This window comes from Bacillus vallismortis (assembly GCF_040784915.1).
Classification (GTDB): Bacteria; Bacillota; Bacilli; order Bacillales; family Bacillaceae; genus Bacillus; species Bacillus subtilis_G.
The window spans coordinates 2,176,118-2,200,789 of sequence record NZ_CP160797.1 but is presented as its reverse complement, the minus strand read 5'-3'; the positions used below and the strand labels follow the sequence as shown (position 1 = coordinate 2,200,789).

Sequence of the window (24,672 nt, the reverse complement as noted above, 5' to 3'; positions counted from 1 at the left end):
AGGAATATGGGGAAGCCAACTGGATTTATGGAAATCAAACGAGAAAAACCTGCTGAGCGGGACCCTCTCACTCGCTTAAAGGATTGGAAAGAATATTCTGCTCCTTTTTCAGAAGAAGCATCGAAACGGCAAGGGGCGCGGTGTATGGATTGCGGCACACCGTTTTGCCAGATCGGTGCGGACATTAACGGATTTACATCCGGCTGTCCGATTTACAACTTGATTCCTGAGTGGAATGATCTTGTCTACCGGGGCAGATGGAAAGAAGCATTGGAGCGTCTTTTGAAAACAAACAACTTTCCTGAATTCACAGGGCGGGTATGTCCCGCTCCTTGTGAAGGATCATGTACATTAGCGATTTCTGACCCGGCGGTATCAATTAAAAACATAGAGCGGTCCATAATCGACAAAGGATTTGAGAACGGCTGGATTCAGCCTAAAATTCCTAAAAAACGAACAGGCAAAAAAGTGGCCGTTGTCGGGTCGGGCCCAGCCGGACTGGCGAGTGCTGACCAGCTGAATCAAGCGGGACATTCCGTCACTGTTTTTGAACGCTCAGACAGAGCGGGCGGTCTTTTAACATACGGTATTCCGAACATGAAGCTTGAGAAGGGCATTGTAGAACGCCGGGTTAAATTGCTGACGCAAGAAGGAATTGATTTTGTCACGAACACAGAAATCGGCGTTGACATTACAGCTGATGAGCTGAAGGAGCAATTTGATGCTGTGATTCTGTGCACAGGCGCTCAAAAACAGCGGGATCTATTAATTGAAGGACGCGACTCAAAAGGAGTCCATTACGCGATGGACTACCTGACACTCGCAACAAAAAGCTATTTAGATTCTAACTTTAAAGACAAGCAATTCATTGATGCCAAAGGGAAAGATGTCATTGTAATCGGAGGCGGAGATACAGGAGCTGACTGTGTGGCCACTGCTCTGCGGCAAAAAGCCAAAAGCGTGCACCAATTCGGCAAACACCCGAAACTTCCGCCAGCCCGCACGAATGACAATATGTGGCCTGAACAGCCGCACGTTTTTACACTCGAATACGCGTATGAAGAAGCGGAAGCAAAATTCGGAAGAGATCCGAGAGAATACTCGATTCAAACGAAAAAATTGGTTGCGGATAAAAATGGCAAGTTGAAAGAACTGCATACCATTCAAATGGAAAAAGTGAAAAATGAGCATGGAAAATACGAGTTCCGCGAGCTGCCTGGAACGGAAAAAGTGTGGCCTGCTCAGCTTGTTTTCATTGCTATCGGCTTTGAAGGTACAGAACAGCCGCTGTTAAAACAGTTTGGTGTTGATTCTGTAAATAACAAAATCAGCGCAACATATGGGGATTATCAAACAAATATCGATGGCGTATTTGCCGCAGGGGATGCAAGAAGAGGTCAAAGCTTAATCGTATGGGCGATTAATGAGGGCCGTGAAGTGGCGCGCGAAGTGGATCGATATTTGATGGGGAGTTCAGTTCTTCCGTAAATAAAGGGGATTATCATATAAGAGAAACCGGTCTGTTTGAACAGCCGGTTTCTTTTTTATTTCATTATGATTCCGATATTCCCAAACTGTCTGCCTTTCTGCATTCTTGTATATGCTTCACATGCTTTTTCTAAAGGATATGTGCTGTCAAGTACAGGACGCAGCTGGTGTTTTTCAATGAAAGCGAGCATATCGTGAAATTCTTCACAGCTTCCCATCGAGGTTCCCAATACATTGATCTGAGGAAAGAATAAAGAACGCATCGGAAAACTGAGGACACCACCTGAGCTTGCCCCAAAGCTGACAATACGGCCGTTCGGTTTTACATGGCGGAAATATTCCGAAAAGAGGGCGGGGCCTATACTGTCAAGAACCACATCAACCTTTTCTCCATGCAAATGTTCATCCCAATTGCTGTAGCTATCAAATGCGTAATCAGCACCTAATTGCAGCGCTTTTTTTCTTTTCTTCTCACTGCGGGAGGTCACGCTTACTGTCGCCCCGATCGCTTTAGCCATGAAGAGCGCATAGGTTGCAACACCGCTGCCGATGCCGGGTATCAATAGATGCTCGCCTTTTTTCAATTGGGCTTTTGTGAAAAGGGCCCGATAAGCGGTTAAAGCAGATAAAGGTAAAACGCCTGCTTCTTCCCATGATAAATAAGAAGGTTTTTTGATCGCATTTTGTGAAGGGATGATCACATATTCAGCAAGTGTTCCGTCAGAAGGGCCTCCCAGAATTTCCGGAACAGACGGTACATTTTCTGTCAAATCCCAGTTCAGTGTCGGGAAAATAATCACTTCAGTTTGAACTGCAACGTTTTTCACGCCTTCACCGACCTCTTCAATGATACCCGCGCCGTCAGATCCCAGTGTCACATGAGGATCTTGTTCAGAGTTGTTTTTCATAAGAAACAGGTCGCGATGGTTTAGACCTGCAGATTTTAATTTTACCTTTACCTCGCCGTATCCGGGCTGTTTTGATGGAACGTCTTGAAACGATACCCCCAGAAGTCCGGCTTTCCCGTTGTGAATTACAGCCTTCATGCTGTCTGCCTCCTCATTGAATTGTATTTTCATATCTTCACCTATTTTACATAGCGGTTTTCTTCAAGTAAAATGAACAAAAATGATAGCCGATATCACTTTTTATCATAGCAAGAAGGTGAATTCCTATGGAAAGCAGAGATTTAAAGATTTTTCGGGCTGTTGCCCGCGAAGGAAGCATAACGAAGGCAGCCCAGAAACTGAATTATGTTCAATCGAATGTGACAGCCAGAATACATAACCTTGAGGAAGATTTGAATATCAGGCTGTTTCATCGAACGAATCGGGGGATGAAGCTGACCGCTGCTGGAGAAAATCTTTTGCAATATGCTGATCAAGTATTAGCACTGTTAGACGAAGCTGAAAAATCGGCACAGATGAGCCTGCATCCAAAAGGACCTTTGCGGATCGGTTCGTTGGAAACAACAGCTGTAACACATCTGCCTGAGCATGCGGCCTGCTTCCTCAATCGTTTTCCTGAAGTTGATTTATCAGTCAATACAGCTGATACGCACAATTTGATTCAACAGGTTCTTGATCATACAGTTGATGGCGCTTTTGTATACGGACCGGTTGAGCACTCAGACGTCAGACAAATCCCTGTTTCCCGTGATGAATTGGTTTTGATTTCATCACGGGAAGGGACGGCAGAAGACATGCTTCGGCAGCCGATGCTCTTTTTTGGAGCTGGCTGTTCTCATCGTGACAGGGTCAAAAGATTGCTGGAGGAAGCAGGCATTCAAAATCAAAAAATCATAGAGTTTGGCACATTGGAAGCCATTATAAGAGGAGTATCCGCCGGGTTGGGAACGGCCCTGCTTCCGAAATCAGCTGTTGATCGTACGAATGTATATACTCGTCAGCTTCCCGAAGCGTATCAAGATTTAGAGATCGTATTTATATACAGAAAAGACTTTTTTATGACGAGTGCGTTTCAGAGATTTATTGATGAGGTAATCGAAATGAAAAGATGAAGTCTGTTACCTCCATAAGCTGAACATAGAGCACAGGCAATTTCCGAGAAAGTCGGCATCCTTTTGGCATTTCGAGATTTTTATCAGGTATCACTGAAGCGTATTATATAAAGTCTGCAGACAAAAAAACTGTACCCGTTTAAAACGAGTACAGTTTTTTCTTTTTATTTACATTTTAAATTAATGCCGATCGCCGCGCCGTTTCTGCTTGAATCAGCTACGCCTTTAAAGGTGCCGTTTTCATGGTCAATAGAAATGCTTTGTACGTTTCCGATGTCTACCGGGCTTTTGCCGAATTTGTGGCCCATGCCGTTTAGTTTGCTGAGGACTTCTTCAGGAACTCCGTCTTCGTAACGGTAGGAACTCATCTTGTTTGTATAAATTCTCGGCTCTTCAACAGCTGCTTTTAATTCCATGCCGTATTCAATGTGATAGAGGATGGTTTGCAATACGGATGAAATAATGGTGGCCCCGCCAGGAGATCCGACGGTGAGGACAGGTTTGTCATCCTTAAATAAAATCGTCGGGGTCATGCTGCTTAAAGGCCGTTTGTTCGGCTGAACTTCGTTAGCTCCGCCTGGAACCGCATCAAAATCCGTTAGTTCATTGTTTAAAATGACGCCGTAATCAGGGACCATAATACCCGTTCCGAATAGCTGCTCAATTGTCGTTGTATAGGAAACAACATTTCCCCAGCGGTCGGCAACTGTAAAGTGTGTTGTTTGGCCGTCTACTTTGTCTTCTGGCTGTTCGACTTGCTTATAGTTTGCGGATCCTTCTTGGTATTTCCAAGGGTCACCGGCTTTCGGTTTTTTATTCACTTGGTCTAGGCTGATAAGTTGCTGGCGTTCTTTAATATAATCGGGGTGAAGCAGGCCTTTAAGGGGAACATTTACAAATTCGGGATCACCTGCGTAAGATGCACGGTCCGCATAAGACAAATGCATCGTTTCAGCAAGTAGTTGATATTTTTCCCATGAGCGGACATCGTATTGTGAAAGGTTAAAATCATCAAGTATGTTCAGCATTTGCAATAAGAAAATACCGCCAGAGCTTGGAGGAGGGGTAGTGGCGATTTGATAGCCTTGATAGTCTCCCCAAATGGGTTCATCGATTGTAATGTCGTAATTTTCTAAATCTTTTTCCGTCATTGATCCGCCGAAATCCTGCACTGTGTCAGAAAGTGCTTTGGCAAATTTTCCTTTATAAAAAGCGTTAGTGCCTTTTGAGCGAATGAGCTTAAACGTTTTTGCCAAATCCTTTTGAATCAATGTATCGCCTTCTTTAAGCGGCTCGCCATTTGGCAAAAATACATCTTTTGCGGCAGTACGCTCTAGCTTTTCCTGATAATTGGAAATGGCATCTGCTAACACAGAATCAATCGGAAAGCCTTTTTCAGCGAGTTTAATAGAAGGGGAAATTAATTTCTTCATTGAACGGGTTCCCCATTTATCCAGAGCTTCTTCCAGCCCTTTCAGCGTACCCGGAACACCGACGGCAGTACCTTTTGTCACACGTTCAGAGAAAGGAATCGCTTTCCCGTCTTCATCGAGAAACATTTCGGGCGTTGCGCCTGCTGGAGCACGTTCGCGGCTGTCAATGATCGTTGTATCCTTAGTTTTTCCGTCATACACCATCATAAAACCGCCGCCGCCAATACCTGACATCATCGGCTCTGTTACATTGAGTGCAAATTGAATGGCGACCGCTGCGTCAATGGCATTTCCTCCTTTTTTCAGCACATCAGCACCGATTTCCGAAGCGAGAGGATGCGCGGTGGCAACCATGCCGTCTTTCCCTACATCTACTTGTTTGTACTCATCGTAGCTTTTGGGCGGCTTTTTAGCTTCCGCGTGAAAAGGGGCACTTCCGGCGACTAACAGAACACTAAGCAAAGCTGTTAAACAGACGTTCCACGTTCTTTTCATGTTCTCCCTCCTATATCAAGCTATTATGTTACAATCTTAGCGTAAAAAACTTACAGCGTTTTCACAAGTGACAAATGGTATATTATATAGAACATTCACCCGTTTTTCTGTGCGAAAATGATTATATTGTTATGAGCCATGCCGCCAGCATTTCAGAAAAACCCACGCTAAGCAAATTCGGCTCTTTATTTACTTAAAGGACGTAAGGGATATAAACTTGTTGAATGTAATCCCTCAAACTTGTATTCTCCTAAGAAATTGATGTGTTCCCAACTTAAAGGCCATATATACGGCATTAGCCCTCTCGAAATTCACCTTCGTTCAGCTTTTTCATATAGACTATATTTCACATCTTATAGCATTAATTATAATATGAAGCATTGGTTCGCAGCAATTGATCTTGAAGGGCTCGCTCTCTACACTTTCCACTCTTCCAAAAAATATGGCTCCGGTGACGAGGTGAATTCAAACCTCAGACCTGATACCTGGGCTCCACAGATTTTTGAACCTCTCCAATTATATGAATCAGACTATGTATGATTACATAACAACTCGTCATTGTCATTTCGTTATCTTGCTGTTACATTCTAAAATGCTTTCAATAAGTTGCTTTGAGGGTTTCCGGGTTTATACTGAAGCTAGAGGTGATTCAAAATGACATACGATTGGAAAACGAATTCAAACCGAACTAATCAACAACCAGAATGTGACAGTCCAATTCTACCTGCCCCTGTTTCTGATGAACAATGGCAGGCTGTTGTTGATAATAATGCTTCTTATGACGGCCGATTTTTTTATGCAGTGAAAACAACAGGGATTTTTTGTCGCCCTTCTTGCAAATCAAGAGTACCCAAAAGAGAAAACATTGGCTTTTTTGAAACTGCTGATCAGGCACTAGCCGCACATTTTCGTCCTTGTAAACGGTGCAAGCCAACAGGGCAAAGATTGCCCGATGAGGAGTGGATTGCTTTCATAACCGAATATGTGGATAGCCACTGTGATGAAAAGTTGACGCTCGAAGTCCTTGCGTTTCTGAGTCATGGTACCCCTTATCACTTGCATAGAACCTTTAAAAAACTCAAAGGCATGACCCCAGTGGACTACATCCAGCATGTTCGAATAGAAAAGGCGAAAATGTTATTGACTACGTGTGATGCCCCAGTTTCTAAAGTTGGTGAGTCTATCGGACTTTCCAATACATCATATTTTATCACGCTGTTTAAGAGGAAAACCGGACAAACGCCGGAAGCTTACCGTAGACGGCAAAAACAACACTGAAGGAGGCTTTTTCGAATGGGAGCTAAAAAAAGCAGTTCTCTCTATTGGTCCTTGTTTTCTTATGAAAACTGGAAGATGTACATTGCCGCAACAAATGATGGTCTATGTTTTGTCGGATCACAAAATCAGCCATTCGAAGAATTGGTGAAATGGGCAAATCATTATTTGCCTGGAAACGACCTGATTCGAGATGACGAAAAATTGCAATCTTTTGCAGATGAGCTTGTTCATTATTTTCAAGGCAAGCTCAATCGGTTCACCATTCCAATCTTTTATCGCGGCACACCTTTTCAGGAAGCCGTATGGAAGGCACTATGTGATATTCCGTACGGTCAAACTTGCTCCTACTCGGATATTGCTCAACAAATTCAAAAACCGACTGCGGTTCGGGCCGTTGGGAGGGCCATTGGAACGAATCCGATCCTCATTACTGTTCCATGCCATCGTGTTATCGGCAAAAATGGATCGCTGACGGGCTATCGCGGCGGAATGGAAATGAAAACGCGACTGCTGGAACTTGAACGAGGCTTCGCAAACATACAACTTGTCTGATCAGACATATAGCATCTTTAGCCGAACTCAACTACATCAAAGGTTTGAAGACGATTCCCTATATCACAAGACCATCGACATGAAACGATATGGTTTAGTGGAATCGGGGAGTACAAATATGATCATACTCCCACAGGTTGGCATCATACGGCGGTCTTTCACGTTTGATAACAGTCGATAAGAACTCTGCTTATCCTACGGCAATTGAACAGAAAGAAAAAAGCAACCTGGGGATATGCAACTTAGACAACAAAAAGTACTTGAATAACGATTATCGCTTTATAAAGGCGCGAATCCGTTCTATGCTAGGGTTCAAATGTTTTGCGCAGCTTAGATCCATCCTTTCTGGAGTAGAAGCTATACAAAAGAATTCATCCATCAATTATTTCGACTTGCAGCATAAGTTACGATTTTGTTAGAAATCTATGTGCTTTATTCTCTTTTAATTTTGCACCAAGAACCCTATATACTCTTAAATTGTTATGAGCCATGTGCTATATTAGAATCAGTATACGGATTAAGAAAGGACTGCTATATGTATTTAACGATTAAAGAAACAGCTGAATATGCAAATCTTTCAGAGGATTATATTAAAAGTTTGGTGCTCGAAGGAAACATCAGGGCCGTTCATGACGGTGAGCAATTTTTGATTTATAAGGGACAGTTCAAAACGCATCTTGAACAGCTGGAGAATTACAAAGCACTCGTGCTGGAAATATTAAATGAACCGATCCCGGAAGATATTGATGTAAAGGATGAGGATTAGGACGCAATTTCATATTGTGTCTTTTTTTGTATATTTTTTTGGGTGAGTCAGAAAAACAGAAGCGTCAGATTTTGTTTTAAGAGGTTTTTTGACAACACCTAGAGTGATAAGTATCGAAGAGGTTGAAAGCTTTATATGAGGATTTAAATGCTGTTTTATAGGAAGGGGGAGTTTGAAAGTTTCCTTACCTGCTTATGTAACACTATGTATATTATGTTACATAAATACCGCCGTACTTTGACATTCAACGTTTTTCAGCTATAATAGTAACATAGGCCTCAAAATGTTACATAACTGTTTTTAAGGAGTTTTTTGATGCATATTGTACAGCCGATTCGCAGTTTAGAAAAAATTCAAGATGTAAAACGGTATTTGCTCAACAAAAACAAGCGGGATTACTTTCTGTTTATTTTCGGCATCAACAGCGCGCTTCGTATTTCTGATATTCTGCCGCTGCAAGTGAAGGACGTTAAAAATAAGGATCATTTATGGGCGACTGAAAGCAAAACGAAAAAGAAAAGAAAGATTCTTATTTTAGAATCGCTGAAACAGGAAATATACGAGTATACGAAAGATATGAAGGAAAACGAATATCTTTTTAAATCTGTCCGAACCAGAAAGCCGATTTCCCGGATTCAGGCCTACAGAATTTTAAGAGAGGCCGCCGCGGCATGCGGACTTGAGGAGATAGGGACGCATACGCTCCGGAAAACGTTTGGCTATCATTTTTATCAGCGGACAAAAGATATCGCCGAGCTGCAGAGAATACTGAATCATTCATCACCCTCGATTACAATGCGTTATATCGGTATAGATGAAGATACGACAAGGGCCGCGTATAAGGTTTTTGGAGGGCTTTAATACAAACGGCTTGAAAATATTGATCATCAGAGCTACTATATAAATACAAAAGCTCTAGTAGCACAGCGGATAGTGCAGCAGTTTCCTAAACTGCAGGTCGGGAGTTCGAATCTCTCCTAGAGCGTTTTTTAAATGAGATGGGTTCAGATTCATAAAGCTTTAAAACCCTTGTAAAACAAGGGTTTTTTGGTGTTTCTAGGAGTTTTTTAATTGGACAAGAATACGGTAGAAAACGATGTGAATTGATTTCTTTTTACACATTTTTCGCACTAGAATAAACCCAATGAGGAATAGAGAATCGTTCGACAAATTTTGCAAACTGTTACATTTCTAGATCTCTTGTTTGATAATAAAACAAGAGGTGAAAGGTTATGAACATTGTAGTTGACTTTTGGTTTGACAATGGAAATGTAAGAACAGCTAAAGTAAATGCAGAATCTGAGAAAGCACTTATCAAAGAATTACAAGAATGTGAACATTGGTATGAGTATGAGAATGGTAAGCGTATTGCAAATATTAATATGCGACTTGTAACGCAATTTGATGTAAGAGCGAAATAAAGTCTATCAAAAAGCATCCTTCGAGGTGCTTTTTATTTTGGCAATTGCATACCACAAAAGTTTTCAGGCGCACACAAGCGTTAGAAGAAAGAAACATTTTACTGTTGAAATTTTTGATATTCGTACTCAAGTAAAGATAAGTGTTCCCATTGATGTCATGATGTTTAATCTTGAACAAGAAATTCACTATTCTATTCAAGAGACTATGGGGGGGAGAAATTTGGCAAAACAACCACAATTGAAGATAAAGTAGAATTAACAGCTAAGAGCGACCCACAAGAATTAGTAGAGCAATGGATTCTTGAAGAAGACGTTTATGAAGTTACAATGGGTAACAATCTTTATCAATTCGAGGTGCCGGTAAATAAAAGATTTGCTGGTTTTAAAGAAAAAGTTACAAAGAAACCTGTTGAGGTAAAAATGGTAGATCATACCGAACGTCTAGAACCCAATAGAAAGTATTTAAACACTTTTAAAAAAGATTTCAAAAGAATAAGGGGATTCTTTAAGGCTGTCGAGGTTTTCTCGACAGCCTTAAAGTGCGTTAAGCGCCCTTTTTTGAGAAGAGATGTGGGAAAAATTCTTCCCATTTTAAATTGTGACATCGCGTCTCAAAAACGGCTCTTCAGCAGTTTTCTTTTTTTTTGTTAAAATAGTCGAAATAGGTGAGGGGCATATGGCTTTACTACGCTTTACAAGCTTTTATGGAATAAGCATCATTATATTGGTGGTCATAGCGAATTTTATTCCTTTCTTGGCGATGCCGTTATACTATGCTGCCGCAGCTTTAGTCTTTCTGATTGTTTATCTGATATATTATTATTCCCAAAAGGTTAGAGGGGGAAAAGGTATACAAATTGCACAATGAATAGGGGAAATAGACAAATAGACAACGAGCTTTTCGTCTGTTGTCTCTCTTTAGACCAAAAAAACGCCCGCTTATGAAGTGACCCCCTAAAGTTAGACACAGGTTTTCTGTAGACAGCTTTGAGGCATGAGTTCGGTATTGTACCGGACTCATGCCTTTTAGTTTTGCCTTTATTCGTTTTTGATTGTAGTAGTCAATATATCGTTCAAGTTCTTGCTTAAAGTGTTCGATACTTTCAAATTCTTTTAGGTACAGAAATTCAGACTTTAAGATACCAAAGAAATTCTCGATCACTGCGTTATCGTAACAGTTGCCTTTTCGGGACATGCTTTGTGTAATCCCGCGTTCTTTTAAGGCTTGCCTATAATGCTTCATTTGGTAATGCCAGCCTTGGTCGGAATGCATAATGGGCTTGTCCCCATCTTTCAAATGCTTGAATGCCTGATCAAGCATCACCGAAACAAGGGAATAAACAGGCCTTAAACCAATCGTATAGGTAATGATCTCACCATTAAACAGATCTAATATGGGCGATACGTACAGCTTCTGCCCAAATAATTTGAACTCCGTCATGTCCGTGACCCATTTTTCATTTGGCTTTTCAGCTTTAAAGTTACGAGCTAAACTATTAGGCGACACTTTGCCGACTGTTCCTTTGTACGAACGATATTTTTTCTTTCGAACCATACATTTTAGTCCGAGGGCTTTCATGATACGCAGCACTTTTTTGTGATTAACCTTTCGTCCCCGATTCTCTAGTTCATCACGAATACGGCGGTATCCATAACGGCCTTGATGTTCGTTAAAAATGGTTTGAATCATCTTTTTCATGTCGGCATCTCGATCAGGGCGATCGAAATGCTTTGCCCAATAATAGTAGGTACTGCGCGGAATACCTGCGAGCCTGAGAAGTGCTTTCACCGGATACTTATGCCTTAAATCATAGACTACTTGCGCTTTGTCTTGTTTGGTGATTGTTCCTTGTTTTGAACTAAGGCATTCAACTTTTTTAAATACTCATTCTCCATGCGCAGTTGTTCAATTTCTGCCTGTAACTCTTCTATTGACCCTTGAGCTGGTGCTTGTTTTCCTGTCTTCTTTTTCATGGACGAGCGCCCCTTTTTCTTTGGTTTTAAGGCGTCTGATCCCTGTGTTTCCATTATGTGCTGCCAGTTCCAAAGCGTTGAGTCAGAAGGTAAATTAAATATCGCAGCTGTTTCCAAGATAGACGTCCCATATTCATTCATATAGTGAAGTACGTCTAGTTTATATTGGACTGGATAATTTGTATATGACTTTAAGAACGCTTTTTCACCGTGATATTGATATTTTCTCACCCAATATTGGAGTACCCTTTTATGCACTCCAATATGATTTGCGATCCCAAGCAAACTCTCGTTGCCGTTTTAGCCAAAAGAAAAAGCACCTCCAAATTTTAGACTGTGTCTAAAATTTGGGGTGCACTTCACTTATGCCGGGCGTTTTTTATTATATAACGGCGTCAAATTGATTGACTTTCCATGTATTATTTTCTTTTACAAATGTCACTTTCCGTTTCGCTGCAGGTGACCCATCTAAAGCAGGAACAGTAAATTCGTATGTGACTGCGCCGCCTTTTTTAGAGATCAGTTTAGCAGTTGATTTTTTCCAGTTCAAAAGATTATCTCCATCGCCGATTGGAACCGCAAGTTTTCCTTTAGAAACAGTGAAATGATAATCTTTAAAGCCTTTTTCGATTGCTGTTTTTGTGAAAATAGGAGTTAAGTAATTCACTGCTTTTGCTTTAGTGCCTAGATCACTGCACATGTACACATATTGAAGATTTTGATACTCGAATGTGCCTGATGGGCAAACTGCTTTTTTTGCTTTTGGATTGTGCCCGCTCATTGTGTTCCAAAAGTGTTCTCTTGCTGATAATGCCAGCTCCAGAGCTTGTTTTTGTGATAAATCGCCTGATGTATGTTTCGCAAATGCATTTGTGCTTAATGACAGAATAAGTGCAATCGTTGTTAGAAATAGAAGACATTTTTTCATTGTGGTCCACTCCTTCAAAATCTCTTTCTCTTATATTACAAATGTTACAATAATTACGGATAGATTACAATACTTTTGCATAAATTATTTTTTGTTCTTTTACTCACAAAGAAATAGACTGTTACTTGCTAGTTTATTCTTCATAAGCTAAAAAGATGTGTAAAATTAGAAGAATCGGGAAGGGTTTCATATGGACAGTGATGAATAATAACATGTTGCATATCCTGTTTTTGTAAAAGGAATGGGGACATGTTTACAAACGAATTCAAATAAAGGAGTCCTTCAATATGGAAACATCACAAGAACAACTTGTAACCCAGAAGAAAAGCAATCCATCTGTCTGGCGATCTATGTCACTCTTTTTAGTGCCGCTTCTGCTAAGCAACGTGCTGCAATCAATAGGCCAGTTAGTCGGGATGATGGCTGTAGGCAGATGGCTTGGTGTTGATGCGGTTGCAGCTGTATCATCCTTTTTCCCGTTATTTTTTCTTTTAATCTCATTTACAATTGGAATCGGTTCAGGAAGTTCGATCCTGATCGGACAAGCCTACGGGGCGAAGAATGAGGAACGGTTAAAGGCTGTTGTCGGAACGACGCTCACGTTTACGTTTTTATTAGGGGTTGTGTTAGCCGTCATCGGCAGTATCTTTACCTTGGATATTCTTCGTTTAATGGGTACACCTGAAAATGTTATTCATGTCAGCGCCAGCTATGCACGTATTTTATTTTACGCTATGCCGTTTATGTTTTTATATTTTGCGTATACAACATTTTTGCGCGGAACAGGGGATTCTAAGACACCGTTTTATACGCTGATTGTGAGCACGGTCATCAACATAGCGCTTTTGCCCGTCTTAATCCTTGGTATGTTCGGTTTTCCGAAACTGGGCATATACGGATCCGCATATGCTACCGTCATCTCCACGATTGCGACATTTCTCGTTTTAATGGTGTATTTGCGAAAACGAAACCATCCGCTGCAATTTGATAAAACGGTGCGGCGCTATTTGAAAATGGATAAGGAACTGCTGGCTCTCCTGCTGCGCCTTGGGATTCCATCAAGCATCAATATGATTCTCGTCTCATTATCAGAGATAGCGGTTATTTCATTCGTCAACCACTACGGCTCTGATGCGACAGCTGCATATGGCGTGGTCAACCAGGTAGCCAGCTACGTGCAAATGCCGGCCGTCAGCCTCGGCATTGCGGTGTCTATTTTCGCCGCGCAATCGATCGGAGCGAACGAGTTTGACCGCTTGAAGCAGGTCATTCGCGTCGGAATTTGGCTGAATTATATTATTGGCGGCGTATTGATCATTCTGATCTATGTGTTTTCACAGCAGATTTTAGCGTTATTTTTAACCGAGAAAGACACACTTTACATCGCGCATCGTCTCTTGATGATTACATTGTGGAGCTATTTGCTGTTTGGAAATGCCCAAATTTTTTCTGCGGCGATGCGCGCAAGCGGAACGGTTTTATGGCCGACCGTTATTAGTATTTTCGCCATCTGGGGAGTAGAGGTGCCTGTTGCATTCGTACTTTCCCACTACACAAAACTCGAGATACTCGGCGTCTGGGTTGGCTATCCGGCTGCGTTTGCTGTCAGCTTGTTGTTGATTTATGGGTATTATCAATTCGTGTGGAAAAAGAAACAAATTACACGTCTCATCCAATAGACTCACGAAACACACCGTTCAAAGTGTTGAACGGTGTGTTTTTATTTGATCGAGAGAACATCAAATGGAGGAAATATGGCACAGTACATTGAATTCTTATACAAGCAATGAATCAAGGAGAGGTTGAGTTACATGTCAAACTACATTGAGAAGATTACGTATTTAGGAACACCTGCCATCAAAGCGGGCAACGAGCATATAGAAATAATTGTTGTTCCCGAGTGGGGGAGCAACGTCATTTCTCTCGTGGACAAAACAACAAAGATCCAGCTTTTGCGAGAACCAGAAACAGCAGAAAACTTCCGCCACACACCAACATTGTATGGAATTCCGATCCTGTTTCCGCCTAACCGGATAAGTGACGGCACATTCAGTTTCCGGGGCAGAACGTATCATCTTGATATCAACGAAAAAGATAAACACAACCATCTTCACGGGTTTCTTTATCAGGAAAAGTGGAACGTAGTGACCATGAAGCAAACTGATGAAGAAGTGATCGTTGAAACGGAAATTGATCTTTCAGAGCTTCCCCATGTATATAAGCAATTTCCTCATCATACCGTCGTTCGGATGACATATACGCTAAAGGGGAATACTCTATTTAAACATGCAACGGTCATGAACAAAGGAAAGGAAGCGTTTCCTTGGGGGATCGGTTATCATACTACATTTGTTTTTCCGGAAGAAAGCTCGTTATTCTCCCTGACAGCCGATCAGCAATGGGAGTTGAATGAACGCCTGCTGCCGACTGGGAAGCTGATGGATGTACCGAATAAAGAAGACTTGCATGAAGGGATGGATTTGCGCCACAAGCAGTTGGATGATGTCTTTTTATCTGCTTATCAGAAAAGAGGCGGAGAAAATCAGGCAGTCATTTATCATCAGCATGCACATCTAAGCATTATATATCAGGCAGATGAACAATTTAAACATTGGGTTGTATACAATGCGGACGCAAAACAAGGGTATTTATGCCCTGAACCTTACACATGGGTGACAAACGCAGTGAATCTTGATTTGCCTTCATCGCTCACTGGTTTACAAGTGCTGGAGCCGGGAGAAAAAACGACAGCCAAAAGCAGTATCACCATTGAACTGAATCATCAATAACCTATGATGAGGCGCAGAGAGGCGGGGTAAATAATGAAAAAAAGCATAAAGCTATATGTTGCTATTTTGCTGCTATTCGTCGTTGCTTCGGTGCCTTATATGCATCAGGCTGCGCAAGCGGCTGATAAACACGATGCACTTGCCGGGCAGATCGATAAGGTTTTAGCTGATCATCCTGCACTCGAAGGCGCAATGGCCGGCATCACCGTTCGCTCTGCAGATACAGGCGCTGTTCTATATGAGCATTCAGGAGACGTCCGAATGAGGCCCGCCTCTTCTCTGAAGCTTTTGACTGCGGCCGCGGCACTTACTGTTCTTGGCGAGGACTATTCCTTTACAACCGAGGTCCGGACAGACGGCATCCTCAAAGGAAAAAAACTGAATGGAAACCTTTATTTGAAAGGGAAGGGGGATCCGACACTTTTACCAGCTGATTTTGAAGAAATGGCTGAGCAATTGAAACAGTCCGGCGTGAAAGTGATTAAAGGCAATCTGATTGGTGATGATACGTGGTATGATGACAAGCGATTATCACCTGATTTACCGTGGAGTGATGAATACACGTATTACGGCGCTCAAATTTCCGCTTTAACAGTGTCTCCAAATGAAGACTATGATGCAGGCACTGTGATTGTAGAGGTCACCCCGGGTAAAAAAGAAGGGGAAAAGCCTGCCGTTTCTGTATCTCCGAAAACGGATTATGTAACGATTAAGAACAATGCTGAAACGGCTGCGGATGGTCAAAAGAAGGACCTCACGATCGAAAGAAAGCATGGGACAAACACGATCACAATTGAGGGTAGCGTACCGGTTGACGCAAGCAAGACAAAGGAATGGATTGCTGTCTGGGAGCCGTCTGGATATGCTTTAGATTTATTTAAGCAAGCACTAAAAAAACAAGGGATTACTGTAAAAGGGAACGTCATGAGGGGCAATACGACCGGTTCCTCAGACGTGTTAATCTCTCATCGTTCAATGCCTTTGTCAAAACTATTTGTTCCGTTTTTGAAACTAAGTAATAATGGACATGCCGAAGTGCTCGTAAAAGAGATGGGGAAAGCGGAAAAAGGAGAAGGGAGCTGGGAAAAGGGGCTCGAAGTATTAAACAGTACGCTTCTGGAATGTGGTGTTGATTCCAAATCACTGGTCTTAAGAGACGGATCAGGAGTCTCTCATATTAATGCTGTATCCTCCGACCAAATCTCAAAGCTGTTATATGACATTCAAGATGAAAAATGGTTCTCAGCGTATCTAAATTCTCTGCCTGTTGCGGGCAATAGTGACAGAATGATAGGCGGAACGCTGAGAAACCGCATGAACGACACTCCTGCACAAGGAAAAATAAGGGCAAAAACCGGATCGCTAAGTACGGTCAGCTCTCTATCCGGGTACGCAGAAACCAAGAGCGGAAAAACCCTTGTTTTCTCTATTCTTCTAAACGGATTGATTGATGACGAGGATGGAAAAGATATTGAGGATCAAATCGCTGTCATCTTAGCAAATCAATAATAGCGGCAGACCTGTTTTCCAAGCGAAAACAGGTTTTTTATGTCTCCCATAAATGATCAAAAACAGTATGTAAGACCTGACATAAAACGGTACTTTTATCACTTAATGTTCAAAAAAATGATAAAAAAAGAAAATTAACCTAAAGAAATAATACTATATTCAAAAAAATGTTATAAAAATTTAATATTTTTCATTGTACTTTAAAAAAAATCCGTTAATATAGTCCATATAAGGATTATATAGTCATATAATTACTTTTATCGTCATTTTTCTGCTTTTTTCTTATCCTCTTATTATAAAGAACTGGAGGGAATCCGTTGAGCGAACATACTTATTCTTTAACCCATGCCCAAAGGAGAGTGTGGTTTACCGAATTGCTGGAGCCAGGCACCGGCATTTGCAATCTCACGGCCTGTGTGAAATTCAGAGGCAATATTGATCTTGATGACCTAGAGGAAGCGTTGAATCATTCCATCTCCCGCAATGACGCCATTAGGTTTCAACTGCTAGAAGGAGAGGAGCTTGAACCGCGCCTGTATCTTACTGAATATCAATATACTTCACTTGGAATAATAGATTTTTCAAATGTTGAAATGATAGAAATAGAGCAATGGATACAAGATCAAGCGAGAATCCCATTTAAACTGTTCAACTCGCCCCTTTATCAATTTCATCTCCTAAGAATCCACACTCATGAGGTTTGGCTGTTTGCGAAATTCCATCATATTATAATGGACGGCATCTCCTTAAATGTGATGGGAAATCAAATTATAGACCTTTATCAAAAAATAAAAAAGCAAGATCCTTTACCCGATCAGCCTCAACCTTCTTACTTGAGCTACATCGAAAAAGAGAGTCAATATCTACAATCTTCACGTTTTGCAAAGGACCGTTTATTTTGGAGTCAAACCTTTCAGCAGCCGCCGGAATACCATTCGTTAGCCGGCCAGACGTCCTTACAAAAACAGAGCACATCCGCATCCAGAGATACCATCACACTTTCACCTCATCTAGGGCAAACGATTCGAATCTTTTGCGAAGAACAAAAGATCAATATCATTTCCTTATTTATGGCTTCATTTTACATATGCATCAGCCGGATCACCTCTAAAACAGATCTTGCCATTGGCACCTACTATGGCAACAGAGGGTCAAAGGCTGAAAAAGAAATGCTCGGCATGTTTGTCAGTTCTCTTCCCATCAGAATAACGGTTGATCCTGATGAAGATTTTCTTTCCTTTGTCCACAGAGTAGGCAGGGAACAGCTTTCCGTTATGCGTCATCAACGGTTTCCTTATAATTTGCTGGTGAATGAATTAAGAAAAGACCGGAAAGAATTACACAACCTTATCGGTATATCTATGCAGTATCAGCCGCTCCAATGGCACAAAGCAGACGGTTTTGACTATGAAACGGCGCTTTATTTCAGCGGATCCACCGCGAACGAGCTTTCTGTTCAAATACAGGAACGGATAGACAACGGAACCATACATTTAAATTTCGACTATCAAAATATCTTATTTTCTCTTGAAGATATTAAACGAATACAGCACCATCTGCTTACGTTGCTGGAAAACGCCCTTCAACATCCGCACAGTTTCATAAAAGAATTAGATATGACCAATGTAAGAGAAAAACAAAAATTATTGAATGAGTTTAACAAGACAGAAGCTATTGTGCCTAAAGCCCCAACCCTTCACGGGCTGTTTGAACGACAGGCGGCTTGCACACCGGAGCGGCCAGCCATCCGTTTTTCCGGCGGTTCGCTGACATATGCTGAGCTTGACATGTATGCCAGCCGGCTGTCCGCGCGCCTCGCGGCACGCGGCGTCACCAAGGAAAGCATCGTCGGTGTCCTGTCTGAGCGGTCACCTGACATGCTGATAGCTGTACTTGCCGTATTGAAAGCAGGCGGGGCGTATTTGCCGCTTGATCCTGCATATCCAGAGGAGCGGCTGAGCTACATGCTGAAAGACAGCGGCGCAGCTCTCTTGCTGACGCAGCCGAGATGTTCCGCACCGAACTTCTCCGGAGAGACACTTGAAGTTAACATAGCATCTCTTGCGAACGAAAAAGCAGAAAGTCATATGTTTGCTCCCGCTGACAGCGGTTCTCTCGCCTATGTCATCTATACGTCAGGCTCCACCGGACAGCCAAAAGGAGTAGCCGTTGAGCACCGCCAGGCTGTTTCCTTTCTGACCGGTATGCAGCATCAATTTCCGCTTCAGGAAGAGGACATTGTCATGGTGAAAACCTCTTTTTCCTTTGATGCATCTGTCTGGCAGCTGTTTTGGTGGGCGCTTTCCGGCGCTTCGGCTTATCTGCTTCCGCCCGGCTGGGAGAAAGACCCGGCATTGATCGTCAAATCCATTCATCGGGAAAAAGTGACGACGGTTCATTTTATTCCGGCTATGCTGAACAGCTTTCTGGGTCAAGCGGAAATGGAATCGTTGGGTGACGGGACAAGCCTGAAGCGTGTATTCGCCGGAGGTGAACCGCTTGCGCCCCATACGGCGGCCCGTTTTGCTTCTTTATTGCCGCAGGTTTCGCTGATCCATGGCTACGGGCCGACAGAAGCAACGGTAGACGCGGCATTTTACGTATTGGACCCAGAGCGAGACAGGGATCGCTTGCGGATTCCGATCGGGAAGCCTGTACCCGGTGCGCGTTTATATGTTTTAGATCCGCATTTAGCCGTACAGCCTTGCGGTGTCGCCGGCGAACTGTACATCGCCGGAGCGGGTGTTGCCAGAGGCTATTTGAATCGGCCGGCATTAACGAAGGAGCGTTTTCTTGAGGACCCGTTTTACCCGGGTGAACGCATGTACAAAACCGGGGATGTGGCGCGCTGGCTCCCTGACGGGAATATTGAATTCCTCGGCCGGTTGGATGATCAGGTCAAAATCAGAGGCTACCGGATTGAGCCCGGAGAAATTGAAGCAACACTTAGAAGCATAGAAGGTGTAAGGGAGGCGGCCGTTACCGTACGGACAGACAGCGGCGAGCCAGAATTATGCGCTTATATAGAAGGACTCGGAAGAAATGAGGTGCGGGCGCAGCTTGAAACGCTTCTGCCTGGCTACATGATCCCAGCCCATATGATAGAGATGGAACAATGGCCGGTTACGCCAAGTGGAAAGCTTGACCGAAAGGCCCTGCCAGCTCCTGACGGAGCGGCAGATGAAGAGACCTACACGGCGCCGAGAAATGTGACAGAGATGAAGCTTGCCCATCTGTGGGAAGACGTGCTGAAAAACGGACCTGTCGGGATTCGCGACAACTTTTTTGACCGTGGAGGACATTCCTTAAAAGCCACCGCGCTTGTGTCCCGGATCGCCAAAGAATTCGATGTACAGGTGCCGCTGAAAGATGTATTTGCCCATCCGACGGTGGAAGGGCTCGCTTCCGTTATCCGTGAAGGAACGGACAGTCCCTATGAAGCGATGAAGCCGGCGGAACAGCGGGAGACCTATCCGGTTTCCTCCGCCCAAAAGCGGATTTATGTCCTTCAGCAGCTGGAGGATGGAGGCACAGGCTACAATATGCCGGCTGTGTTAGAGCTGGAAGGGAAGCTGGACACCGAAAGGCTGGACAGGGCTTTCCAAGAGCTGATCAAGCGCCACGAGTCGCTTCGGACATCCTTCGAACAGGACGAAGGCGGCGAGCCGGTGCAGCGCATCCATGGCGAGGTGCCGTTTACATTACAGACAGCAGTCCTCGGCGAACAAACCGAACAGGAAGCCGCAGCCGCGTTTATCCAGCCGTTTGACCTCAGCCAAGCGCCGCTGTTCCGTGCCCAAATCGTACAGGTATCAGATGAGCGGCACCTGTTGCTGGTTGATATGCATCACATGATTTCAGACGGTGTTTCCGTCAACATTCTGATTCGGGAATTCGGGGCGCTTTACAACAACCGGAAACTCCCGGCGCTTCACATTCAATATAAAGACTACGCCGTATGGCAGGAAGGATATAAAAAAGGAGACGCGTACCAGACGCAGGAGGCGTACTGGCTGAAGCAGTTCGAGGGCGAGCTGCCGGTGCTGGATCTCCCGGCTGATCATACCCGTCCGCCGGTGCGGAGCTTCGCCGGTGACAAGGTCTCATTTACGCTTGATCAAGAAGCCGCATCAGGCCTTCATACACTGGCACGGGAGAATGGAAGCACACTGTACATGGTGCTCCTGGCGGCTTACACAGCGGTATTATCACGCTTAAGCGGACAGGAAGAGATCATCGTTGGATCGCCAATTGCCGGCCGGCCGCACAAGGACCTTGAGCCGATACTCGGCATGTTTGTGAACACGCTGGCGCTTCGGACACGCCCGGAGGGCGGGAAGCCGTTTGGACAGTATTTGCAGGAAGTGCGCGCCACTGCATTGGAAGCCTATGAACATCAGGATTATCCGTTCGAAGAGCTTGTCGACAAGCTTGGAGTGACGCGGGATATGAGCCGGAATCCAGTGTTTGATGCGATGTTTATCCTTCAAAATACAGAAAAGCAGGACATAGAACTGGAAGAAATAAAAGTCCGGCCAGCCAATTTCCCGCATCACATTTCTTTATTCGATATGACGTTTATAGCAACGGAAACAGATGGAGCCATTTGCTGTGAAATGGAATTCAGTACAGAGGTATTCCTGAAAGCCACGGTTGAACGCTGGGCAGCTCATTTCAGCGAATTTCTGCATGCGGCACTTTCTAAACCTGAAACAAACCTTTCACAAATAAATATACTTAGTGAAAAAGAAAAACAAAAAATAGCCTTTGAATTCAACAAAACTCAAGTTGAATTTTCTCAAAAAGATGTTCCTTTTCATCGCATATTTGAAGCGAGAGCTGAAGAAACACCAGAACATATAGCTGTTATTGATGACGAAACACAGATTAGCTATCGGATTTTAAACGAAAAAGCCAATCGCCTGGCACGGACATTGCAAAAAAGAAAAGGAACGAGGCCAACTGTGGCTGTTTTAGCCAAGCGATCCATTGATGCAATTGTTGGAATCCTAGCAGTGATGAAAGCTGGCGGAGTGTATATCCCAATCGATTCACACTACCCAAAAGCTCGCATTGAATACATTCTTCGTGATAGCGGAGCAGATATTCTTCTTTTACAACAGGAATTGAAGCATTTGATTTCAAATGCATCTGAATCTGAGATGTCCCACATCTGCCTTGATGATGAAGTCTCATATGAAGAAAATAGCTGTAACCTTAACCTATCACCCGCTCCTGAAGATGCAGCATATATCATTTATACGTCAGGAACTACAGGTGCGCCTAAAGGTGTTATTGTCACCTATCGTAACTTTACTCATGCTGCTCTTGCGTGGCGTCAAATTTATGAACTGGATCGGAAGCCTGTCAGACTGCTTCAAATCGCGAGCTTTTCATTCGATGTCTTCTCAGGAGATTTGGCAAGAACATTGACCAACGGCGGGACTCTCATCGTTTGCTCGGATGAAAAGCGGCTGGAACCTGCTGAAATATATAAAATCATGAGCTCTAAGAGAATCACAATGATGGAGTCCACACCTGCTCTCATTATTCCGGTGATGGAATATATATACCGTAACCAGCTCAAGCTTCCTGACTTAGACATACTGATTCTTGGTTCTGACATGGTGAAAGCTCAAGATTTCAAAACATTAACAGAACGATTTGGCCAAAGCATGCGCATCATCAATAGCTATGGTGTCACAGAGGCAACGATTGATTCGAGCTTTTATGAAACAAGTATGGGAGAAGAGTGGACGGGAGATAACGTGCCAATCGGCAGCCCGCTTCCAAATGTACGCATGTACGTACTCAGCCAGACTGACCAAATTCAGCCAATTGGCGCTGCCGGCGAATTGTGCATCGGCGGGGCAGGTGTTGCGAAAGGCTATCATAATAAACCTGACTTAACACGCATGAAATTTACAGAAAATCCATTTGTCTCAGGAGAAAGACTGTACAGAACCGGTGATCGAGCCTGCTTTCTTCCAAACGGAACGATCCGGCTTCTTGGCCGAATGGATTATCAAGTGAAGATAAATGGATACAGAATTGAAACAGAAGAAATTGAAAGTGTTCTGCTTCAAACGGGGCTTGTCAGAGAAGCTGCAGTTGCCGTTCAGCATGATAAGAATGGACAGGCTGGTTTATCAGCATATATCGTGCCTTCAGACGTCAACACGAATGCGCTTCGTACTGCTTTAACAAAGGAACTGCCGGCGTATATGATTCCTGCGCATCTAATTGCTTTAGAAAACATGCCGCTGACCCTAAACGGAAAGCTGGACAGAAATGCCTTGCCGGCTCCAGATAATGTGTTCTCGCGCCCATATACCGCACCAGTTAACGACATACAAAAAACGATGGCGTATATATGGGAAGATGTACTGAGCATGTCACGAGTCGGCATTCACGATTCCTTTTTTGAGCTTGGCGGAGACTCAATTAAAGCATTACAAGTGGCAGCACGTCTGGCAGCTGAAGGCTGGAGCATGACTATACGCGACTTATTCCGTTATCCAACAATTCAGGAACTAAGCGGACATATCACACCATTGGCATCTCAAGCGGATCAGGGGCCTGCGGAAGGTGAAGCTAACCTCACCCCGATTCAGCGAAGATTTTTCGGACAGGCTCATGCTTTTCACGATCATTACAACCAGTCCGTCATGCTTTTCAGTGAAAAAGGATTTAATGCTAACGCGCTTCGTCTAGCGCTGCGTAAAATAACCGAGCATCATGATGCAATTCGCATGGTTTTTCAACAAGACCAAAACGGCCATGTCGTTCAGTATAATCGCGGAATGAATCACAAAGATCATGAACTGTTCGGGCTTCACATCGCAGATTGGACAACAGAATTGCTGGAAAGAACTCATCTTGATGAAAAACTATCCGCTGAGGAAACCGTCATTCAAAGGAAAATGAATGTACAAAAAGGGCCTCTGCTGCAAGCAGGTTTGTTTAAAACGGCAGGAGGGGATCATCTTCTGATTGCGCTTCACCATCTTGTGATAGATGGCGTTTCTTGGAGAATTCTGCTTGAGGATTTAGCGGCAGCATACCAGCAGGCTTTAGAAAAACAAGAGATCCAACTGCCGCCAAAAACCGATTCTTATTTGTCCTACGCCAGTGGTCTTGCACACATAGCTGAGAATAAACAATTGCTTGCAGAAAAACCGTATTGGCAAACGATTTTGGACGCTCACAATGCTATTTTGCCTAAGGACACGAAAAATATGCCGGACAGACTGCAATTGAACAGTGATAGCTCGATGTTTGCACTATCCGGGGACTGGACTGAAAAACTGCTGTTTGAAACTCAGAAAGCCTATGGCACTGATGCCAACGAGCTTTTGCTTACGGCTTTAGGATTGGCGCTTTCTGAATGGACAGGGCACGATCAAATCGTGATCAGCACTGAGGGACACGGAAGAGAAGGGCATCTGCCAAATATTGATATTTCACGTACAGTTGGCTGGTTTACTTCCATTTATCCTATTCTGCTGGACATGAGTATTCCCGAGCCTTTCGAAGATCAGCTCGCTTACCGAATTAAGACGACAAAAGATATGCTGAGAAGAGTGCCGAACAAAGGAACTGGCTACGGATTGTTAACACACATAGGAGAACTGCCGCCGCATAAAGAGCCTGAGGTCAGCTTTAATTATCTCGGCCAATTTAGCGAAGAGAAGGAAGCTGAAACATTTCAATTATCATATTACCAGCCTCGTTACGAAATAGCGGGTGAGAGAGAACGAGAATATGAGCTGGACATCAATGCTCTCATTACAGACGGACGGCTTCAAGTAAAAGCGGTATACACCCCAGTATTCAGCAAACACACAATTGAGTGTTTTATGGATCGTTTTCACAGGCATCTTATCGAGACGATTGAGCATTGTTCGACGAAAAAAGCACGCGAAAAAACACTGAGTGATTTCAGCAATAAGGAATTAACTTTGTCTGCATTATCTAGCATCGAAAATCTTGTGAAAGATCTTTAACTTTTGAAAAGGT

At 43.4% G+C, this 24,672-nt stretch carries 15 protein-coding genes, 1 tRNA gene and 3 pseudogenes; 14 read left to right on the top strand and 5 right to left on the bottom strand.

Annotated features, from left to right (window positions below):
• Positions 1-6: 6 nt before the first annotated feature.
• On the top strand, positions 7-1,488 hold the full coding sequence (gltD, locus tag ABZM97_RS10380) for a glutamate synthase small subunit (protein WP_087991904.1): 1,482 nt from the start codon (positions 7-9) through the stop codon (positions 1,486-1,488).
• A 56-nt stretch (positions 1,489-1,544) separates the two neighbouring features.
• Here gltD and ABZM97_RS10375 read toward each other — a convergent pair whose 3' ends face one another.
• Positions 1,545-2,534 carry a zinc-binding dehydrogenase gene (locus ABZM97_RS10375; protein ID WP_087991905.1) on the bottom strand — a complete coding sequence of 330 codons (990 nt, stop codon included), beginning with the start codon at positions 2,532-2,534 and terminating at the stop codon, positions 1,545-1,547.
• A gap of 128 nt (positions 2,535-2,662) precedes the next feature.
• Between ABZM97_RS10375 and ABZM97_RS10370 the strand changes: the two genes are divergently transcribed.
• On the top strand, positions 2,663-3,508 hold the full coding sequence (locus tag ABZM97_RS10370) for a LysR family transcriptional regulator (RefSeq protein ID WP_087991906.1): 846 nt from the start codon (positions 2,663-2,665) through the stop codon (positions 3,506-3,508).
• Positions 3,509-3,672: 164 nt separating this feature from the next.
• Here ABZM97_RS10370 and ggt read toward each other — a convergent pair whose 3' ends face one another.
• Together ggt and ABZM97_RS10360 are read right to left on the bottom strand one after the other, a co-directional pair.
• Positions 3,673-5,436, bottom strand: coding sequence for a gamma-glutamyltransferase (ggt, locus tag ABZM97_RS10365; protein ID WP_087991907.1), 1,764 nt, complete (start codon positions 5,434-5,436; stop codon positions 3,673-3,675).
• Between the two features lie 185 nt (positions 5,437-5,621).
• Positions 5,622-5,887, bottom strand: a pseudogene (locus ABZM97_RS10360) (hypothetical protein); the annotation flags it as partial.
• Between the two features lie 203 nt (positions 5,888-6,090).
• Between ABZM97_RS10360 and ABZM97_RS10355 the strand changes: the two are divergent.
• The 8 genes and pseudogenes from ABZM97_RS10355 to ABZM97_RS10320 all read left to right on the top strand — a co-directional run bounded on the left by ABZM97_RS10355 (position 6,091) and on the right by ABZM97_RS10320 (position 9,706).
• The gene (locus tag ABZM97_RS10355) at positions 6,091-6,714 is read left to right on the top strand and encodes a bifunctional transcriptional activator/DNA repair enzyme AdaA (protein ID WP_087991908.1); all 624 of its coding nucleotides are present in this window, start codon (positions 6,091-6,093) and stop codon (positions 6,712-6,714) included.
• Between the two features lie 15 nt (positions 6,715-6,729).
• Positions 6,730-7,266, top strand: coding sequence for a methylated-DNA--[protein]-cysteine S-methyltransferase (locus ABZM97_RS10350; RefSeq protein ID WP_087991909.1), 537 nt, complete (start codon positions 6,730-6,732; stop codon positions 7,264-7,266).
• A gap of 161 nt (positions 7,267-7,427) precedes the next feature.
• Positions 7,428-7,628: pseudogene (locus tag ABZM97_RS10345) on the top strand (DDE-type integrase/transposase/recombinase); the annotation flags it as partial.
• A gap of 173 nt (positions 7,629-7,801) precedes the next feature.
• Positions 7,802-8,032 carry an excisionase family DNA-binding protein gene (locus ABZM97_RS10340; RefSeq protein WP_087991910.1) on the top strand — a complete coding sequence of 77 codons (231 nt, stop codon included), beginning with the start codon at positions 7,802-7,804 and terminating at the stop codon, positions 8,030-8,032.
• 315 nt (positions 8,033-8,347) lie between these two features.
• Positions 8,348-8,893 (top strand): site-specific integrase, encoded by a 546-nt coding sequence (locus tag ABZM97_RS10335; RefSeq protein ID WP_087991911.1) that lies wholly within the window; start codon positions 8,348-8,350, stop codon positions 8,891-8,893.
• A gap of 51 nt (positions 8,894-8,944) precedes the next feature.
• Positions 8,945-9,017: transfer RNA gene (locus ABZM97_RS10330), tRNA-Arg, on the top strand.
• Positions 9,018-9,264: 247 nt separating this feature from the next.
• On the top strand, positions 9,265-9,453 hold the full coding sequence (locus tag ABZM97_RS10325; protein WP_010330622.1) for a hypothetical protein: 189 nt from the start codon (positions 9,265-9,267) through the stop codon (positions 9,451-9,453).
• Between the two features lie 37 nt (positions 9,454-9,490).
• Positions 9,491-9,706, top strand: a complete 216-nt coding sequence (locus tag ABZM97_RS10320) for a hypothetical protein (RefSeq protein ID WP_367386826.1) — start codon at positions 9,491-9,493, stop codon at positions 9,704-9,706.
• Between the two features lie 747 nt (positions 9,707-10,453).
• Here the strand turns inward: ABZM97_RS10320 and ABZM97_RS10315 are convergent.
• Together ABZM97_RS10315 and iseA are read right to left on the bottom strand one after the other, a co-directional pair.
• A pseudogene (locus ABZM97_RS10315) lies at positions 10,454-11,727 on the bottom strand (IS3 family transposase); the annotation flags it as partial.
• Between the two features lie 82 nt (positions 11,728-11,809).
• A complete protein-coding gene (gene iseA / locus ABZM97_RS10310; protein ID WP_333519562.1) occupies positions 11,810-12,355 on the bottom strand; it encodes a DL-endopeptidase inhibitor IseA in 546 nt (181 codons plus the stop codon).
• Positions 12,356-12,642: 287 nt separating this feature from the next.
• Here iseA and ABZM97_RS10305 point away from each other — a divergent pair, with 287 nt between their 5' ends.
• The 4 genes from ABZM97_RS10305 (at position 12,643) to ABZM97_RS10290 (ending at position 24,659) form a co-directional block, all read left to right on the top strand.
• Positions 12,643-14,034: an MATE family efflux transporter gene (locus ABZM97_RS10305; protein ID WP_087991913.1), complete on the top strand. Its 1,392-nt coding sequence runs from the start codon at positions 12,643-12,645 to the stop codon at positions 14,032-14,034.
• A gap of 132 nt (positions 14,035-14,166) precedes the next feature.
• Positions 14,167-15,144, top strand: coding sequence for an aldose 1-epimerase (galM, locus tag ABZM97_RS10300; RefSeq protein WP_367386825.1), 978 nt, complete (start codon positions 14,167-14,169; stop codon positions 15,142-15,144).
• A 33-nt stretch (positions 15,145-15,177) separates the two neighbouring features.
• On the top strand, positions 15,178-16,653 hold the full coding sequence (gene dacB / locus ABZM97_RS10295) for a D-alanyl-D-alanine carboxypeptidase/D-alanyl-D-alanine-endopeptidase (RefSeq protein ID WP_367386824.1): 1,476 nt from the start codon (positions 15,178-15,180) through the stop codon (positions 16,651-16,653).
• Positions 16,654-16,970: 317 nt separating this feature from the next.
• Entirely contained in the window at positions 16,971-24,659 is a 7,689-nt protein-coding gene (locus ABZM97_RS10290; RefSeq protein ID WP_367386823.1) for an amino acid adenylation domain-containing protein, read from the top strand.
• The last annotated feature ends 13 nt before the right edge of the window (positions 24,660-24,672 follow it).

Bases quoted from the DNA above. Each gene is read 5' to 3' on its own strand.
- ABZM97_RS10350 (WP_087991909.1), top strand. From the start codon at position 6,730: ATGGGAGCTAAAAAAAGCAGTTCTCTCTATTGGTCCTTGTTTTCTTAT.
- dacB (WP_367386824.1), top strand. From the start codon at position 15,178: ATGAAAAAAAGCATAAAGCTATATGTTGCTATTTTGCTGCTATTCGTC.
- ABZM97_RS10335 (WP_087991911.1), top strand. From the start codon at position 8,348: ATGCATATTGTACAGCCGATTCGCAGTTTAGAAAAAATTCAAGATGTA.
- ABZM97_RS10355 (WP_087991908.1), top strand. From the start codon at position 6,091: ATGACATACGATTGGAAAACGAATTCAAACCGAACTAATCAACAACCA.
- ABZM97_RS10305 (WP_087991913.1), top strand. From the start codon at position 12,643: ATGGAAACATCACAAGAACAACTTGTAACCCAGAAGAAAAGCAATCCA.
- gltD (WP_087991904.1), top strand. From the start codon at position 7: ATGGGGAAGCCAACTGGATTTATGGAAATCAAACGAGAAAAACCTGCT.
- ABZM97_RS10370 (WP_087991906.1), top strand. From the start codon at position 2,663: ATGGAAAGCAGAGATTTAAAGATTTTTCGGGCTGTTGCCCGCGAAGGA.
- ABZM97_RS10340 (WP_087991910.1), top strand. From the start codon at position 7,802: ATGTATTTAACGATTAAAGAAACAGCTGAATATGCAAATCTTTCAGAG.
- ABZM97_RS10375 (WP_087991905.1), bottom strand. From the start codon at position 2,534: ATGAAGGCTGTAATTCACAACGGGAAAGCCGGACTTCTGGGGGTATCG.
- iseA (WP_333519562.1), bottom strand. From the start codon at position 12,355: ATGAAAAAATGTCTTCTATTTCTAACAACGATTGCACTTATTCTGTCA.
- galM (WP_367386825.1), top strand. From the start codon at position 14,167: ATGTCAAACTACATTGAGAAGATTACGTATTTAGGAACACCTGCCATC.
- ABZM97_RS10325 (WP_010330622.1), top strand. From the start codon at position 9,265: ATGAACATTGTAGTTGACTTTTGGTTTGACAATGGAAATGTAAGAACA.
- ggt (WP_087991907.1), bottom strand. From the start codon at position 5,436: ATGAAAAGAACGTGGAACGTCTGTTTAACAGCTTTGCTTAGTGTTCTG.